The sequence below is a fragment of the Bradyrhizobium sp. SZCCHNR1051 genome (assembly GCF_032489615.1).
Classification (GTDB): domain Bacteria; phylum Pseudomonadota; class Alphaproteobacteria; order Rhizobiales; family Xanthobacteraceae; genus Bradyrhizobium.
The window spans coordinates 338,116-351,366 of the sequence record NZ_JAUEYJ010000001.1 but is presented as its reverse complement, the minus strand read 5'-3'; the positions used below and the strand labels follow the sequence as shown (position 1 = coordinate 351,366).

Annotated in this window: 12 protein-coding genes; all 12 read left to right on the top strand. The window is 67.0% G+C overall.

Annotated features, from left to right (window positions below; all coding sequences use genetic code 11):
• The 12 genes from QW868_RS01555 (at nucleotide 1) to rseP (ending at nucleotide 13,154) form a co-directional block, all read left to right on the top strand.
• Nucleotides 1-2,310, top strand: a complete 2,310-nt coding sequence (locus QW868_RS01555) for a caspase domain-containing protein (protein ID WP_315810874.1) — start codon at nucleotides 1-3, stop codon at nucleotides 2,308-2,310.
• Between the two features lie 180 nt (nucleotides 2,311-2,490).
• Nucleotides 2,491-3,783 (top strand): serine protease, encoded by a 1,293-nt coding sequence (locus QW868_RS01550; RefSeq protein WP_315738238.1) that lies wholly within the window; start codon nucleotides 2,491-2,493, stop codon nucleotides 3,781-3,783.
• Nucleotides 3,780-4,742 carry an FHA domain-containing protein gene (locus QW868_RS01545; RefSeq protein WP_316229770.1) on the top strand — a complete coding sequence of 321 codons (963 nt, stop codon included), beginning with the start codon at nucleotides 3,780-3,782 and terminating at the stop codon, nucleotides 4,740-4,742. Before QW868_RS01550 ends, QW868_RS01545 begins: the two co-directional genes overlap by 4 nt.
• Nucleotides 4,743-4,830: 88 nt before the next feature.
• Nucleotides 4,831-5,352, top strand: a complete 522-nt coding sequence (locus QW868_RS01540; RefSeq protein WP_316229769.1) for a hypothetical protein — start codon at nucleotides 4,831-4,833, stop codon at nucleotides 5,350-5,352.
• A 154-nt stretch (nucleotides 5,353-5,506) separates the two neighbouring features.
• Nucleotides 5,507-6,499 (top strand): 30S ribosomal protein S2, encoded by a 993-nt coding sequence (locus QW868_RS01535; RefSeq protein ID WP_315738235.1) that lies wholly within the window; start codon nucleotides 5,507-5,509, stop codon nucleotides 6,497-6,499.
• A gap of 128 nt (nucleotides 6,500-6,627) precedes the next feature.
• A complete protein-coding gene (gene tsf / locus QW868_RS01530; RefSeq protein ID WP_315711597.1) occupies nucleotides 6,628-7,551 on the top strand; it encodes a translation elongation factor Ts in 924 nt (307 codons plus the stop codon).
• A 72-nt stretch (nucleotides 7,552-7,623) separates the two neighbouring features.
• Complete coding sequence (pyrH, locus tag QW868_RS01525; protein ID WP_315738234.1) at nucleotides 7,624-8,340, top strand: UMP kinase; 717 nt, start codon at nucleotides 7,624-7,626, stop codon at nucleotides 8,338-8,340.
• 159 nt (nucleotides 8,341-8,499) lie between these two features.
• Entirely contained in the window at nucleotides 8,500-9,063 is a 564-nt protein-coding gene (gene frr / locus QW868_RS01520; protein ID WP_315738233.1) for a ribosome recycling factor, read from the top strand.
• Between the two features lie 12 nt (nucleotides 9,064-9,075).
• Nucleotides 9,076-9,834 (top strand): isoprenyl transferase, encoded by a 759-nt coding sequence (locus QW868_RS01515; RefSeq protein WP_316229768.1) that lies wholly within the window; start codon nucleotides 9,076-9,078, stop codon nucleotides 9,832-9,834.
• Nucleotides 9,831-10,697 carry a phosphatidate cytidylyltransferase gene (locus QW868_RS01510; RefSeq protein WP_316229767.1) on the top strand — a complete coding sequence of 289 codons (867 nt, stop codon included), beginning with the start codon at nucleotides 9,831-9,833 and terminating at the stop codon, nucleotides 10,695-10,697. The genes QW868_RS01515 and QW868_RS01510 overlap by 4 nt, the downstream gene beginning before the upstream one ends.
• Nucleotides 10,698-10,739: 42 nt before the next feature.
• Complete coding sequence (dxr, locus tag QW868_RS01505) at nucleotides 10,740-11,963, top strand: 1-deoxy-D-xylulose-5-phosphate reductoisomerase (RefSeq protein WP_316229766.1); 1,224 nt, start codon at nucleotides 10,740-10,742, stop codon at nucleotides 11,961-11,963.
• A gap of 39 nt (nucleotides 11,964-12,002) precedes the next feature.
• Nucleotides 12,003-13,154, top strand: a complete 1,152-nt coding sequence (rseP, locus tag QW868_RS01500; RefSeq protein ID WP_315738229.1) for an RIP metalloprotease RseP — start codon at nucleotides 12,003-12,005, stop codon at nucleotides 13,152-13,154.
• Nucleotides 13,155-13,251 lie beyond the last annotated feature (97 nt).

Genomic DNA, 13,251 nt, shown 5'->3' with positions numbered 1-13,251 from the left:
ATGCGCTTGACCAAGATCACCGCGAAGATCGTCCTGAGTGTCTCGCTCTGCCTGCTCGCCTTGGCGGGCTTGCCGCGGCTTGCTGCAGCGCAGCAGCCCGGCGCCGAAAAGCGCATCGCCTTGGTGATCGGCAACGGGGCCTATGCCAAGGGTCCGCTGGCCACGGCGGCCAACGATGCTGGCCTGATTGCGCAGACGCTGCAGGCGGCGGGCTTCGACGTGGTGGGCGCCCGCGACCTCGATGCCGACACGCTGCGCAAGAGCTTTCGCGATTTCATTCACAAGGCCCAGTCAGCCGACACCAACACCGTCGCGATGGTCTATCTCGCCGGCTACGGCATGCAGCTCGCCGGCGAGAACTATTTTCTTCCCGTCGACGCCAACATCGGCAGCGACGTCGACATTCCGACCGAGGGCCTGCGCCTCAGCGACTACATCCGCCAGCTTGCGGCGACGCCGGTGAAGGCCAGCGTCGTGGTGCTCGATGCCGCGCGTCAGCAGCCCTTCATTGCCGGCGGCCCGGCGATCGCCGGCGGCCTGGCGCTGGTCGAGCCCGATGCCAACATGCTGATCGCCTTCAATGCGGCGCCGGGCACGATCGCGCCGAACGAGACCGGCGCCTATGGCATCTACGCGCGCTCGCTCGCCGAGATGATCCGCACCGGCGGCCTGTCGCTGCCGGAGGTGTTCGATAGGCTGCGGCTGCGCGTCAACGAGGAGACCAAGGGCGCGCAGGTGCCGTGGGATGCGCAGAAGATCCAGGCCGCCTTCTCCTTCTTCGAGCGGGCGCCGGACGCGCCGGCCACGCCGGATTCGCCCGAGCAGACCGCGGCGCTGCGCTCGCGCCCGATCCGCGAACTGCCGGTGCAGGAGGCCTATGCCGCCGCGCTGGAGCGCGACACGCTGCAGGGCTATGAGGATTTCATCGCCGCCTATCCGAGCGACCCGCTGGCGCGGCGCGTGCGCGCCCTGGTCGCCGCTCGCCGCGAGGCGCTGACCTGGCGGCGGACGTTTCGCACCGACAGCCCGGAAGCCTATTGGTCCTATCTGAAGCGCTATCCCTATGGCGCGCATGCCGAGGACGCCCGGCGGCGGCTGGCGATGTTGTCGGCAGCGCCGGCGCCGCCGCCGACCTTCGCGATGATCGAATATGACGTGCCGCCGCCGCCGCTCGACGAGGTGATCTATGTCGAACGTCCGGTGCTGCTGTTCTCGGATCCCGAATTCGATTTCGTGCCGCCGCCCCCGCCGCCGGTCTACATCCTGCCGCCGCCTCCGCCGGAGTTCGTGGAGCTGCCGCCGCCGTTCGCGCCGGTCGGCCTGTTCATCCTGCCGCGGCCGGTGTTCGTGCCGATCCCGGTTTATGTCCGGCCGCCGGCTTTCGTTGCGCCGCCGCCGAACAACATCATCTACCAGAACATCCACAACACCGCGGTCATCAACACCGTGATCAATCGTCCCGCACCTGCCGGTCCGATGTCCACCGGTCCCGCTGCGACAACCCAGCCGGCCGTGGCGACGGCGCCGGCATTGCCGCCCGCGGTAATGCAGCGCGCGACCCTGATCCAGCAGGGCAAGGTGCCGCCGCCCGCACCGGTCGCCAATCCTGGCGCGCGACCCGCCGGACCGGGCGGACCGTTGCCTGCTGGCGTTCCGCAGGCTGCGCTTCCAAATCAGGCCGGCCGGCCGGGGCAGGGCCCGCCAAACGCGAATGCGCTTCCGGTGCCGGGCCAACGTGGCGCGCCGGGGCTTCCCGCTGCGGTGCAGACGCCTGCGATCCGACCGGACATGCGGGCGAACCGCACGCCGCCCGGCGTACCCGCCGCGCCTCCCGCGGCGGTGGCTCCTCGCCCGGTTGCGCCGGCGGCCATTCCACACGCACCGGACGCGCGACCGCGGCTGCAGCCGGCCGTGCCCGACCAGATCCAGCATCGCGCAGCGCCGCCGACGGCTGCGCGGCCGAGTCCGCCGCCGCCACGGCCGCCGGCTGCGCCCGTGCTTCGAGCGGCGCCGGCGCGGCCCGCGCCGCCGCCTGTGATGCGCCCAGCTCCTCCGCCACAAATGGCCCGGCCGGCGCCGCCCCCGATGGCCCGGCCCGCTCCGCCGCCGATGATGCGGCCGGCTCCGCCGCCGCCAATGGCGCGTCCGAGCCCGCCGCCGCAGATGGCACGTCCAAGCCCGCCGCCGGTGGCCGCGATGGCGCGGCCCGCCGCACCGCCGCCGATGGCAAGACCGGCAGCACCACCGCCGCGACCTGCTCCGCCGCAGGCCCCGGGCAAGCGGTGTCCACCGAACGTGCCGCATTGCTGAGCCGGCCGGCGCAGCCGCGGCGCGCTGGTTGCATCGCAGGCCCGTTTTCGATATTGGCCGGACCGCCGGATTGATCGATCGTGGGCGCGCGACGTCGGCAGTCGACGACGTGTTGCGGGGGCACCATTGATATCAGCGTTTGTTGGCGCCGTGCGCGCGCTGCTGTGGCGAGGCGCGATCATGGCAACTCTTGGCAGTGCTGGGGTTGCGGGCGTCCCGTCCTATGCCAATGCGCAGGCGCTGCCGGGCGCCGAAGCCGTCTATGCCTCGGCGCCGCCGCGCCTGCTTCAGATCCGCACGCTCGTGGCCGATGCCGGTCGCCAGACCTCGACCGGTTCCGGCTTCCTGGTCTCCGCCGACGGGCTCGCGGTCACGAACTATCACGTCGTGTCGGACGCCGCGCTCGAGCCGAAGACCTACCGGCTCGAATATACGGGAGCCGATGGCACACAAGGCGGCGTGACGCTGCTCGCCGTCGACCTGCCCAACGATCTCGCGCTCGTTCGCGTCGACAAGCAGAACGCGCCATTCTTCTCCTTCGACAAGGCCGCGCTCGACGGCAGCCTGCCGAAAGGCGAGCGGCTGTATTCGCTCGGCAACCCGCTCGATCTCGGCTTCACCATCATCGAGGGCACCTATAACGGTCTCGTCGAGCACAGCTACAACGATCACATCCATTTCACCGGCGCGCTCAATCCCGGCATGAGCGGCGGGCCGGCGGTCAATGCGCAAGGCCAGGTGGTGGGCGTCAACGTCGCCACCCGCCGCGGCGGCCAGCTCATCAGCTTCCTGGTGCCGGCGCGCTTCGCCGCCGCGCTGCTGGCGCGCGGTCAGGATGCCAGGCCGGCGGCGGCCGATCTGCGCAAGGACGTGGTCGCGCAGCTCACCAGCTGGCGCGGAGCGCTCTACAAATCCTTGGGCGAGGAGGGCTTCCGCGACCGCGTATTTGGGTCCTATCAGGCGCCGGAGACGCGCGCGGGCTGGTTCGAATGCTGGGCGAGCACGAATGCCAGCGCGTCGCCGAAGCCGCGCGCCAGCATCAATTCGACCAGTTGCAAGGCCGAGGCGAGCGTGTATGTCGCCTCCGACCTCAACACCGGCGTGGTCGAGGTCAGCCACTCCTACGCGAAATCGATCGACCTCAATCAATTCCAGTTCGCGACCGTGCTGACGCAACTGGCGCAGCCGCGGCTGACCATGGGTGGCTCGTTCCGCAAATGGTACACGCCGCAGCATTGCCATGCGGATTTCGTCGGCGTCGCGCCGGCGGCCGCTCATCCGCCGCTGCGCGTATTGTGGTGCGCGCAAGGCTATCGCGAGTTCGACGGCCTCTACGACGTCGTGCTGGTCGCGGTCACGCAGGACCACGCCGACGAGGCGCTGGTGTCGCGGCTGAACCTGCAAGCGATCGCCTACGACGACGCCTTGCGCCTCGGCAAGAGCTTCCTCGAACGCCTGCAGGTCGCACGATGATCTGGATCGAGATCCTCTCCAAACACCGCGACGTCGCCGGCCGCTTCCGCGTCGATGCCACCGAGATCAGCATCGGCCGTGGCTATGACAATCACGTCATCCTTGACGATCCCTATGTTGCCGCGCGCCATGTGCGGATTTTCCGCAACGGCGAAGGGCGCCTCGTCGCCGAGGACCTTGGCAGCGCCAACGGTCTCTTTCTCGATCGCAGCAAGAGCCGGAAGCCGCAGCTCGTCCTCGATGGCATCAAGCCGATCCGGATCGGCCAGACACTGCTTCGGATCCGCGACGCCGGCCATGCCGTCGAGCCGGAGCGGCTCGCGGGCTCCGAACGCGGGACGCTGCCGATCATCGCGGCGATCGCGCTCGGCGTCGTCCTGCTCGCGATCAATGCGCTGATGACCTGGTTTGCGCAGACCACTGAGGCGCATCTGTCCGATTATCTCGTGCCGACCCTCACCATGATCGGGGTCGTCGTTGCCTGGGTCGGCGTCTGGGCGCTGCTGGCGCGGCTGTTTTCCGGTCGCTCGCATTTTCTGCGCCACCTCCTGATCGCGCAGGCGGGTCTGATCGCATTCTGGATCTACAGCGAGTTCGCCCAGATTGCCTCGTTCGCCCTGACCTGGACCGCCGTCTTCACCTACGGCTATGTCGTGTCGTGGATCGTTCTGGCGGCGACATGCTTCCTGCATCTGCGCGAGGTCGGGCGCACCCACATGCTCGCCAAGGGCATGGTAGTCGGGCTGCTGCTCGTGGTCGCGATCGCGGTTCAGACCGTGCAGCGGTCGGAGGCGCTGGCGAATTCCGGCCGTCCCAATGTCAGCCACGTGCTGATGCCGCCGTCCTTGCGCCTGGTTCCAGTACAGGACGAGCAGGTCTTCTTCGACGACGCTGCGCGGCTGAGGGCAAATCTCGACGCCGATCGGGCCGCGCTGACGCCGGCCGGTGTGGAGCGCTGAGCACAGTTCCACCGTCTTTGCTCCAGCAGATTGAAAGTTCCCCGGTTCCCATCATAGCCTCTATCCGGGTTTTTACGGGGAGGGGGCAATGAACAGGCGGGCGCTGCTGGGATTGGGAGCGGCATTTCTGGTATCAGGATGCCTAACAGGCAAAGAAGGCACCGAGTATGCGGTGGTGTCACAGAAGATCGGGGCGCCGCGTTCCGGACACTCCAGCATCGTCATCATGAGTTTGAAGGATGCCTGGCTCGACAGGACCACTTGCGACGCCAAGGTCGATGGCGTCGCGCTGAGCCGCCTGATCCCCGGTACCTACGTCTACCTCGACCGGCCGGCCGGTCCGCACCACCTCGTCGCCACCCAGACCCTGTTCCCGGGCGACTCGGTGCTCGATTTCAATACCGAACCGGGGCGGACCTATTTCTTCTCGATCAGGCCCAGCGATCGGTCCAGGGCCATGCAGGGCGGCGGCATGGCATTTGGCCTGCTGGGCATGGGCGTGATGGCGGCGGCCTCGTCGGGCGCCGACAACAAGGGCCCGGTCGACTTCGTTCCGCTCCAGGAAGGGCAGGCGAGGGCGGCGCTGGCGGAGCTTCTGCAGGCCGAATAGGCCCATTTTCCTTGCGTTGCGCCAAAATCCGGCTATATAGCGCGCCATCTCACACGGAAACTTGGCTCTCCTAGAGGGCGTCCGGTGGCAAGCCGGGCCTTAACGGTCTGTCTTTGCTCACGCGTTTCCGGAGGAATCAACCGGAGAATATCCAATGGCGCTACCTGAATTCACGATGCGCCAGCTGCTCGAAGCTGGCGTGCACTTTGGTCACCAGTCTCACCGCTGGAATCCGAAAATGGCCGATTTCATTTTCGGAGCCCGCAACAACATCCACATCATCGATCTCGCCCAGACCGTGCCGCTGCTGCACACGGCGCTGCAGGCTGTCAGCGACACCGTCGCCAAGGGCGGCCGCATCCTGTTCGTCGGCACCAAGCGCCAGGCGCAGGACAACGTGGCCGATGCGGCCAAGCGTTGCGCGCAGTATTTCGTCAATTCGCGCTGGCTCGGCGGTACGCTGACCAACTGGAAGACGATCTCGGCCTCGATCAAGCGCCTGCGTCATCTCGACGAGGTGCTGTCCTCTGGCGAAGCCAACTCCTACACCAAGAAGGAGCGGCTGACCCTGCAGCGCGAGCGCGACAAGCTCGATCGCTCGCTCGGCGGCATCAAGGACATGGGCGGTCTGCCCGACATGATCTTCGTGATCGACACCAACAAGGAAGACATCGCGATCCAGGAGGCCCAGCGCCTCAAGATCCCGGTTGCCGCGATCGTCGATACCAATTGCGACCCGAAGGGCATCACCTATGTCGTGCCGGGCAATGACGATGCGGGCCGTGCGATCTCGCTGTATTGCGACCTGATCGCGCGTGCCGCGATCGACGGCATCTCGCGGGCGCAGGGCGAGCTCGGGATCGACGTCGGGGCTTCCGCCGCGCCGCTGGAGGAAGAGCTTCCGGCAGCATCGGTCGCCTCGAAGTTCCAGGGGCTGCCCGGTCCGCGTGGCACCGCCGACGATCTCAAGAAGCTCACCGGCGTTTCGGGGGCCGTCGAGAAGAAGCTGAACGACCTCGGCATCTTCCACTACTGGCAGCTCGCCGAGCTCGATCACGACACGGCGCACCAGATCGGCGAAGAAGTGGGTCTGCCGAGCCGGGCCGATGCCTGGGTTGCCCAGGCCAAGTCGCTCGCCGACGCCTAAGACGACGCAAGAGAATCTGGCCGGCGTCTCGCGCCGGCCATCGCGACTGAGATAGGTTTTTCCTGGCAGCGGGCGGCGACCAGCCATCCGCTGCGTCGCGCTTTGGACAGGCAAAAGGACGTTCAACAATGGCTAACATCACCGCAGCGATGGTGAAGGACCTGCGCGAGTCGACCGGCGCGGGCATGATGGACTGCAAGGCCGCGCTCACCGAGAACGGCGGCGACATGCAGGCCGCGCAGGATTGGCTGCGCAAGAAAGGCCTGTCGAAGGCCGCCAAGAAGGCCGGTCGCGTTGCGGCCGAGGGCCTGATCGGCGCGCTGACCTCGGGCAAGAAGGGCGTGGTCGTCGAGGTCAACTCCGAGACCGACTTCGTCGCCCGCAACGAGCACTTCCAGGGCCTGGTCAAGATGATCGCCCAGGTCGCGCTCGACGTCGGCGCCGACGTGGAGAAGATCAAGGCCGCCAAGGTGGGCAGCATCACGGTCGAGGCCGCGATTGCCGATTCGATCGCCACGATCGGTGAGAACCAGACGCTGCGGCGTGCGGCTTCGCTCGAAGTGAGCCAGGGCGTCGTGTCGAGCTACGTCCATGGCGCCGTCATCGAGGGGGCCGGCAAGCTCGGCGTGATCGTGGCGCTGGAGTCGCCCGGCAAGACCGACGAGCTCGCCGTGCTCGGCCGCCAGCTCGCGATGCATGTCGCCGCGGCCAATCCGCAGGCGATCGATGCGGCCGGTCTCGATCCGGAACTCGTCAAGCGCGAGAAGGACGTGCTCGCCGACAAATATCGTCAGCAGGGCAAGCCGGAAAACGTGATCGAGAAGATCGTCGAGTCCGGCCTGAAGACCTACTACAAGGAAGTCACCCTGCTTGAGCAGGCCTTCATCCACGACAGCGGCAAGTCGGTCGCGCAGGCGCTGAAGGAAGCCGAAGGCAAGGTCGGTGGTCCGATCAAGGTCGCCGGTTTCGTCCGCTATGCCCTCGGCGAGGGCATCGAGAAGGAAGAGACCGACTTCGCTGCCGAAGTCGCCGCCGCCAGCGGCAAGAAGTAACGACTGAACCTGGTTCGATCCGGCGCATGCGTGCGCCGGATCCCAACGCGCGAGACAGGGAAGCATTGGCACATGGCTGAGCCGGTCTATCGTCGCGTCGTGGTCAAGCTGTCCGGCGAATATCTCGCGGGCCCTCATTCCTTCGGCATCGACCAGCCGACCATCGACCGCATCGCCGACGACCTCATTGCGGCTCAGAAGCTGGGCGTCGAGATTGCCGTCGTCGTCGGCGGCGGCAACATGGTGCGCGGGGTGGAGGTCTCGTCGCAGGGCGTATCGCGCCCGACCGGCGACACGATGGGCATGCTCGCGACCGTCATGAACTGCCTGGCGCTCGAAGCCGCGATTCAGCGCAAGGGTACCCCGGCGCAGGCGCTCTCGGCCTTCGTGATGCCGGAGGTTTGTGAGCTGTTCACGCGCGCTGCAGCGCACAAGTCGCTGGCCGAAGGGCGCATCGTGGTGCTCGGGGGCGGCACCGGCAATCCGTATTTTACGACGGACACCACAGCGGTGTTGCGGGCGGCCGAGATCGGCGCGCAGGCCGTGCTGAAGGCCACCAATGTCGACGGCGTCTATAGTGCCGATCCCAAGAAGGATCCGGCTGCCAAGCGCTTCGACCGTCTGACCCATTCGCAGGCCATCGAGGGCGGCTACAAGGTCATGGACGCGACTGCATTCGCGCTTGCCCGGGAAACATCGCTGCCTATCATTGTCTTCTCCATTGCCGAACCCGGCTCGATCGGTGCGATGCTGCGGGGCGAAGGGCGCGGCACCATCGTCGCGGGGTGAGCCCGGAACCGTCGGCAGCCGGTGTTGGACCGATCCCCAGCCTGCGGTAGAAGCGTAAGCGAAACAGGAATTCGTCCGGGAGTTGCGCGAGTCCGGCCGCTGGCCCTCCAAGGCCCGGCAGAACGGCCGCAGCGACCGGGTTGCAGAAAGGAAAGCGTGATGTCCACGGGCAATTTCGATCTCAACGAACTGAAGCGCCGCATGCAGGGCGCGACCCAGGCGCTGAAGCACGAGCTCGGCGGCCTGCGCACCGGCCGCGCCTCGGCGTCGATGGTGGAGCCGGTCCAGGTCGAGGCGTATGGCTCGCACATGCCGCTCAACCAGCTCGCCACCGTCTCCGTGCCCGAACCGCGTCTGCTGTCGGTGCAGGTCTGGGACAAATCGATGGTGAAGGCGGTCGAGAAGGCGATCGTGGATTCCAATCTCGGCCTGTCGCCGGCGACCGAAGGTCAGGTGATCCGGCTTCGCATTCCCGAGCTCAACCAGGAGCGCCGCAAGGAGCTGGTGAAGGTCGCGCACAAATATGCCGAGGCCGCGCGCGTCGCTGTCCGCCATGTCCGCCGCGACGGTCTCGATACCCTCAAGAAGCTCGAGAAGAATCACGAGATGTCCGAGGACGATCAGGAGCGCCTCGCTGCCGACGTGCAGAAGGCGACCGACAGCGTGATCTCGGAGATCGACCAGCTGCTGGCGGCGAAGGAAAAGGAAATCCTCACCGTCTGAAGGATGTTTTTGATGTCCAATGCCGCGGCCCCCGTGACGGAGGCGCCGGAACGCTCCGACGGCCCGGCCCACGTTGCCATCATCATGGATGGCAACGGTCGCTGGGCTGCGGCGCGCGGGCTGCCGCGAGCGGAAGGGCATCGCCGCGGCGTCGAGGCGCTGCGCCGCGTGGTGCGCGCCGCGCCTGAGCTCGGCATTCGCTATCTCACCATCTTCTCGTTTTCGTCCGAGAACTGGTCACGCCCGGCGAGCGAGATCGGCGATCTGTTCGGCCTGCTGCGCCGCTTCATCCGCAACGATCTCGCAACCCTGCATCGCGACGGTGTGCGCGTCAGGGTGATCGGTGAGCGCGACGGGCTCGAGCCCGACATCTGCGCGCTCCTGAGCGAGGCCGAGGAGCTGACCCGGGGCAACACCAAGCTGACGCTGGTGGTCGCCTTCAACTACGGCTCGCGCCAGGAGATCGCGCGCGCGGCCCAGCTTCTGGCGCGCGAGGTCGCCGAGGGCCGGCGCGATCCGGCCTCAATCGATGCCGACGCGATCGGTGCCCATCTCGATGCGCCCGATGTTCCCGATCCCGATCTCATCATCCGCACCAGCGGCGAGCAGCGGCTGTCGAACTTCCTGATGTGGCAGGCGGCCTATAGCGAGCTGGTGTTCGTGCCGATCCATTGGCCCGATTTCGACAAGGCCGCACTCGAAGGCGCCATCGCCGAGTTCGGCCGGCGTGAACGCCGCTTCGGCGGCCTCGTGGCGAAAACCGCCTCGTGACCAAACCGGACACCGCAGCCGTGGGAGACGCCGGCGGGCAGCCGAAGCAGGCTGCGCCCAGCAATCTGGTGATGCGGGTTGCGGCGGCGCTGGTGCTGGTGCCGCTGGCGCTCGGCGCCGCCTATGCCGGCGGCGTATTCTGGACCGCACTGGTCACGGTGGTCGCGGTCGGCCTGTATCTCGAATGGCTGATGGTGGTGGGCGAGGTCCGCAAGGCCAGCGTCGGCACGGCCGGAGCCCTGGCCATCGGCGTTGCCGGCATTTGCTGCGCATTCGGCCTGATCGACTTCGCCGTCGTCGTGCTCGCCCTTGGCCTCGTCGTGGTCACGGCGCTGGCTGATGCGGGACGCCGCGCCTGGGCGGCCGCCGGCTTCGCCTACGCCGCCGCTGCCGAGCTCGGCTCGGTGCTGGTGCGCTTCGATGCCGCCGAGGGATGGCATGCGCTGGTGCTGGTGTTTCTGGTCGTGTGGGCCAGCGACATCGGCGGCTACGTTGCGGGCCGCAGCATCGGCGGGCCGAAGCTCGCGCCGCGGGTCAGCCCGAACAAGACCTGGGCCGGCGCGATCGGCGGCTTCGCGGCCAGCCTTGCTGCCGCGGCCGGCTGGTCGTTGGCGGGCGCCGGCGGACTGGTGACGATTCTCGTGCTGGCAGCAGTGCTGTCGGTGGTCTCGCAGCTCGGCGACCTGCTCGAATCTGCGGTGAAGCGGCACTTCGGGGTCAAGGACTCCAGTCACATCATTCCCGGCCATGGCGGCCTAATGGATCGCCTGGACGGCTATGTCGCGGCAATCGTTGTCGCCGCATTGCTCGGTTTGCTGCGCGGCGGCCTCGATGGCGTCGGCCGCGGTCTTCTGGTTTGGTGATCGGCAGCGCGGCTGACCGGTCGATAATGTTTTGGTGAGAACATGAGCGCAGTGCCATTGCGGAACAACAAGGCCGGTATCGCGGAGGTGCGCAGCGTCACCGTGCTCGGCGCCACCGGCTCGATCGGCGATTCGACCATGGATCTCGTGCGCGGCGCGCCGGAGCGCTACCGGGTCGAGGCGCTGACCGGCAACAGCAACGTCCAGGGCCTGGTGAAGCTGGCCCGGGAGTTCAGCCCGCGCTTCGTCGCGGTGGCCGATCCGGCGGGGCTCGATGAGCTGCGTGACGCACTGGCGGGCACCGGGATCGAATGCGGGGCAGGGGAGAGCGCCATCATCGAGGCGGCAGCCCGGCCCGCCGACTGGGTCATGGCCGCCGTCTCCGGCGCCGCCGGCCTCAAGCCGGCGCTCGCCGCGGTCGACCGCGGCGCGACCGTGGCGCTCGCCAACAAGGAATGCCTGGTCTGTGCCGGCGACTTCTTCATGGAGCGGGCCGCCCGGGCCGGCGCCTGCATCCTGCCGGCCGATTCGGAACACAACGCGCTGTTCCAGGCGCTGTCCTCGGGCAATCGCGAGGAGCTGGTGCGGGTGATCATCACCGCCTCCGGCGGTCCGTTCCGCACCTGGGCGGCTGATGACATCGAGCAGGCGACCTTGGCACAGGCGCTGAAGCATCCGAACTGGAGCATGGGCCAGAAGATCACGATCGATTCGGCTTCGATGATGAACAAGGGCCTCGAGGTGATCGAGGCGTCCTACCTGTTCGCGCTTTCGCCCGACGAGATCGACGTCCTGGTGCATCCGCAGTCGATCGTCCACGGCATGGTCGAGTTCTCCGACCGTTCGGTGGTGGCGCAGCTCGGCGCGCCGGACATGCGCATTCCGATCGCCCACTGCCTCGGCTGGCCGGAGCGCATCAAGGGCCCGTCGGCCCGGCTCGATCTCGCCAAGATCGGCACCCTGACTTTCGAGGCGCCGGACTTCGAGCGGTTCCCCGGTCTGCGGCTGGCCTACGATTCGCTGCGCACGGGGCGCGGCGCGACGACGGTGTTCAATGCGGCCAACGAAGTCGCCGTCGCGGCCTTCATCGCTGGTCATATCCGGTTCGGTGCCATTGCCCGACTGGTCGAGGCGACCCTCGAAGCGTGGACCCGATCAGGTAATCTGGCACCGTTGACCTCGGCGGACGACGCCATCGCCATTGACCATGACGCGCGAAAAAGGGCCTCCGGCCTCTTGCCTCAAATCGCCGCAAAAGCATCTTAAAGGGTTGGACGGGCCTCTGGCCCATCGGGAAGGTCATCGATGTCGGAATTTTTCCACCATATCTTCAATACGTTGAGCCATGGCCTTCTCGGCTACATCGTCCCGTTCCTGTTCGTGCTGACGATCGTGGTGTTCTTCCATGAGCTCGGCCATTTCCTGATCGCGCGCTGGGCCGGCGTGAAGGTGTTGACGTTTTCGCTCGGATTTGGCCCAGAACTGATCGGTTTCAACGACCGCCACAACACCCGCTGGAAGATCTCGGCGATCCCGCTCGGTGGCTACGTGAAGTTCTTCGGCGACGAATCCGAGGCCTCGACGCCGTCGGCCGAGGCGCTCGCCAAGATGACGGCCGAGGAGCGCGCCGACAGCTTCCACCACAAGACCGTCGGCCAGCGCGCTGCGATCGTCGCGGCCGGCCCGATCGCCAACTTCATCCTGGCGGTCATCATCTTCGCCGGCATGGCGCTGTATTTCGGCAAGCCGAACACGACCCCGCGGGTCGATGCGGTGCAGCCGGACAGCGTCGCGGCCGCCGCCGGCTTCAAGGACGGTGACGTCATCGCCGCCATCGATGGCCGCGCGATCGAGACCTTCGCCGACATGCAGCGGGTCGTCTCGGTCAGCGCAGGCACGGAATTGTCCTTCCTGATCAAGCGTGACGGCACGGAACTCACCCTGAAGGCGACGCCGGCGCTGAAGGAGGTCAAGGACCTGTTCGGCAACAGCCACCGCATCGGCGTGCTCGGCATCCAGTACAACGCCAAGCCGGACGAATCGCGGTCGATCCCGGTCGGGTTCCTCGAATCGATCAAGATCGGCTTCGAGCAGGTCTGGTTCATCATCTCCACGACCTTCAAGTTCATCGCCTCGCTGTTCGCGGGCGCCGGGAGTGCTGGCGATGTCGGTGGACCGATCCGAATCGCACAACTCTCGGGGCAGGCGGCCAGCCTCGGCTTCCAGTTCGTTGTGCAACTGTGCGCGACGCTTTCGGTCTCGATCGGGCTCCTGAACCTGTTCCCGGTTCCGCTGCTCGATGGCGGGCACCTGTTATTCTATGGGGTCGAGGCCGTCCGCGGCCGGCCGCTGTCCGAGCGGGCGCAGGAGATGGGGTTCCGAATCGGCCTCGGGCTGGTCCTCATGCTCATGGTCTTTGCAACCTATAACGATATCCTTCACCTCGCCGGGTCCTGAGCGCGGCTTTTTTACGACGTGGCCGTTGGGCAACGTTTTGAAACGAATTTGAAAATTCAGAGAGATCCGGCGTTTGCCGTCGGGTCCAAATTGGCTA

Coding starts and splice junctions, on each gene's coding strand:
- dxr (WP_316229766.1), top strand. CDS start 10,740: ATGAGCGCAGTGCCATTGCGGAACAACAAGGCCGGTATCGCGGAGGTG.
- rseP (WP_315738229.1), top strand. CDS start 12,003: ATGTCGGAATTTTTCCACCATATCTTCAATACGTTGAGCCATGGCCTT.
- QW868_RS01550 (WP_315738238.1), top strand. CDS start 2,491: ATGGCAACTCTTGGCAGTGCTGGGGTTGCGGGCGTCCCGTCCTATGCC.
- QW868_RS01515 (WP_316229768.1), top strand. CDS start 9,076: ATGTCCAATGCCGCGGCCCCCGTGACGGAGGCGCCGGAACGCTCCGAC.
- tsf (WP_315711597.1), top strand. CDS start 6,628: ATGGCTAACATCACCGCAGCGATGGTGAAGGACCTGCGCGAGTCGACC.
- frr (WP_315738233.1), top strand. CDS start 8,500: ATGTCCACGGGCAATTTCGATCTCAACGAACTGAAGCGCCGCATGCAG.
- QW868_RS01555 (WP_315810874.1), top strand. CDS start 1: ATGCGCTTGACCAAGATCACCGCGAAGATCGTCCTGAGTGTCTCGCTC.
- pyrH (WP_315738234.1), top strand. CDS start 7,624: ATGGCTGAGCCGGTCTATCGTCGCGTCGTGGTCAAGCTGTCCGGCGAA.
- QW868_RS01545 (WP_316229770.1), top strand. CDS start 3,780: ATGATCTGGATCGAGATCCTCTCCAAACACCGCGACGTCGCCGGCCGC.
- QW868_RS01535 (WP_315738235.1), top strand. CDS start 5,507: ATGGCGCTACCTGAATTCACGATGCGCCAGCTGCTCGAAGCTGGCGTG.
- QW868_RS01540 (WP_316229769.1), top strand. CDS start 4,831: ATGAACAGGCGGGCGCTGCTGGGATTGGGAGCGGCATTTCTGGTATCA.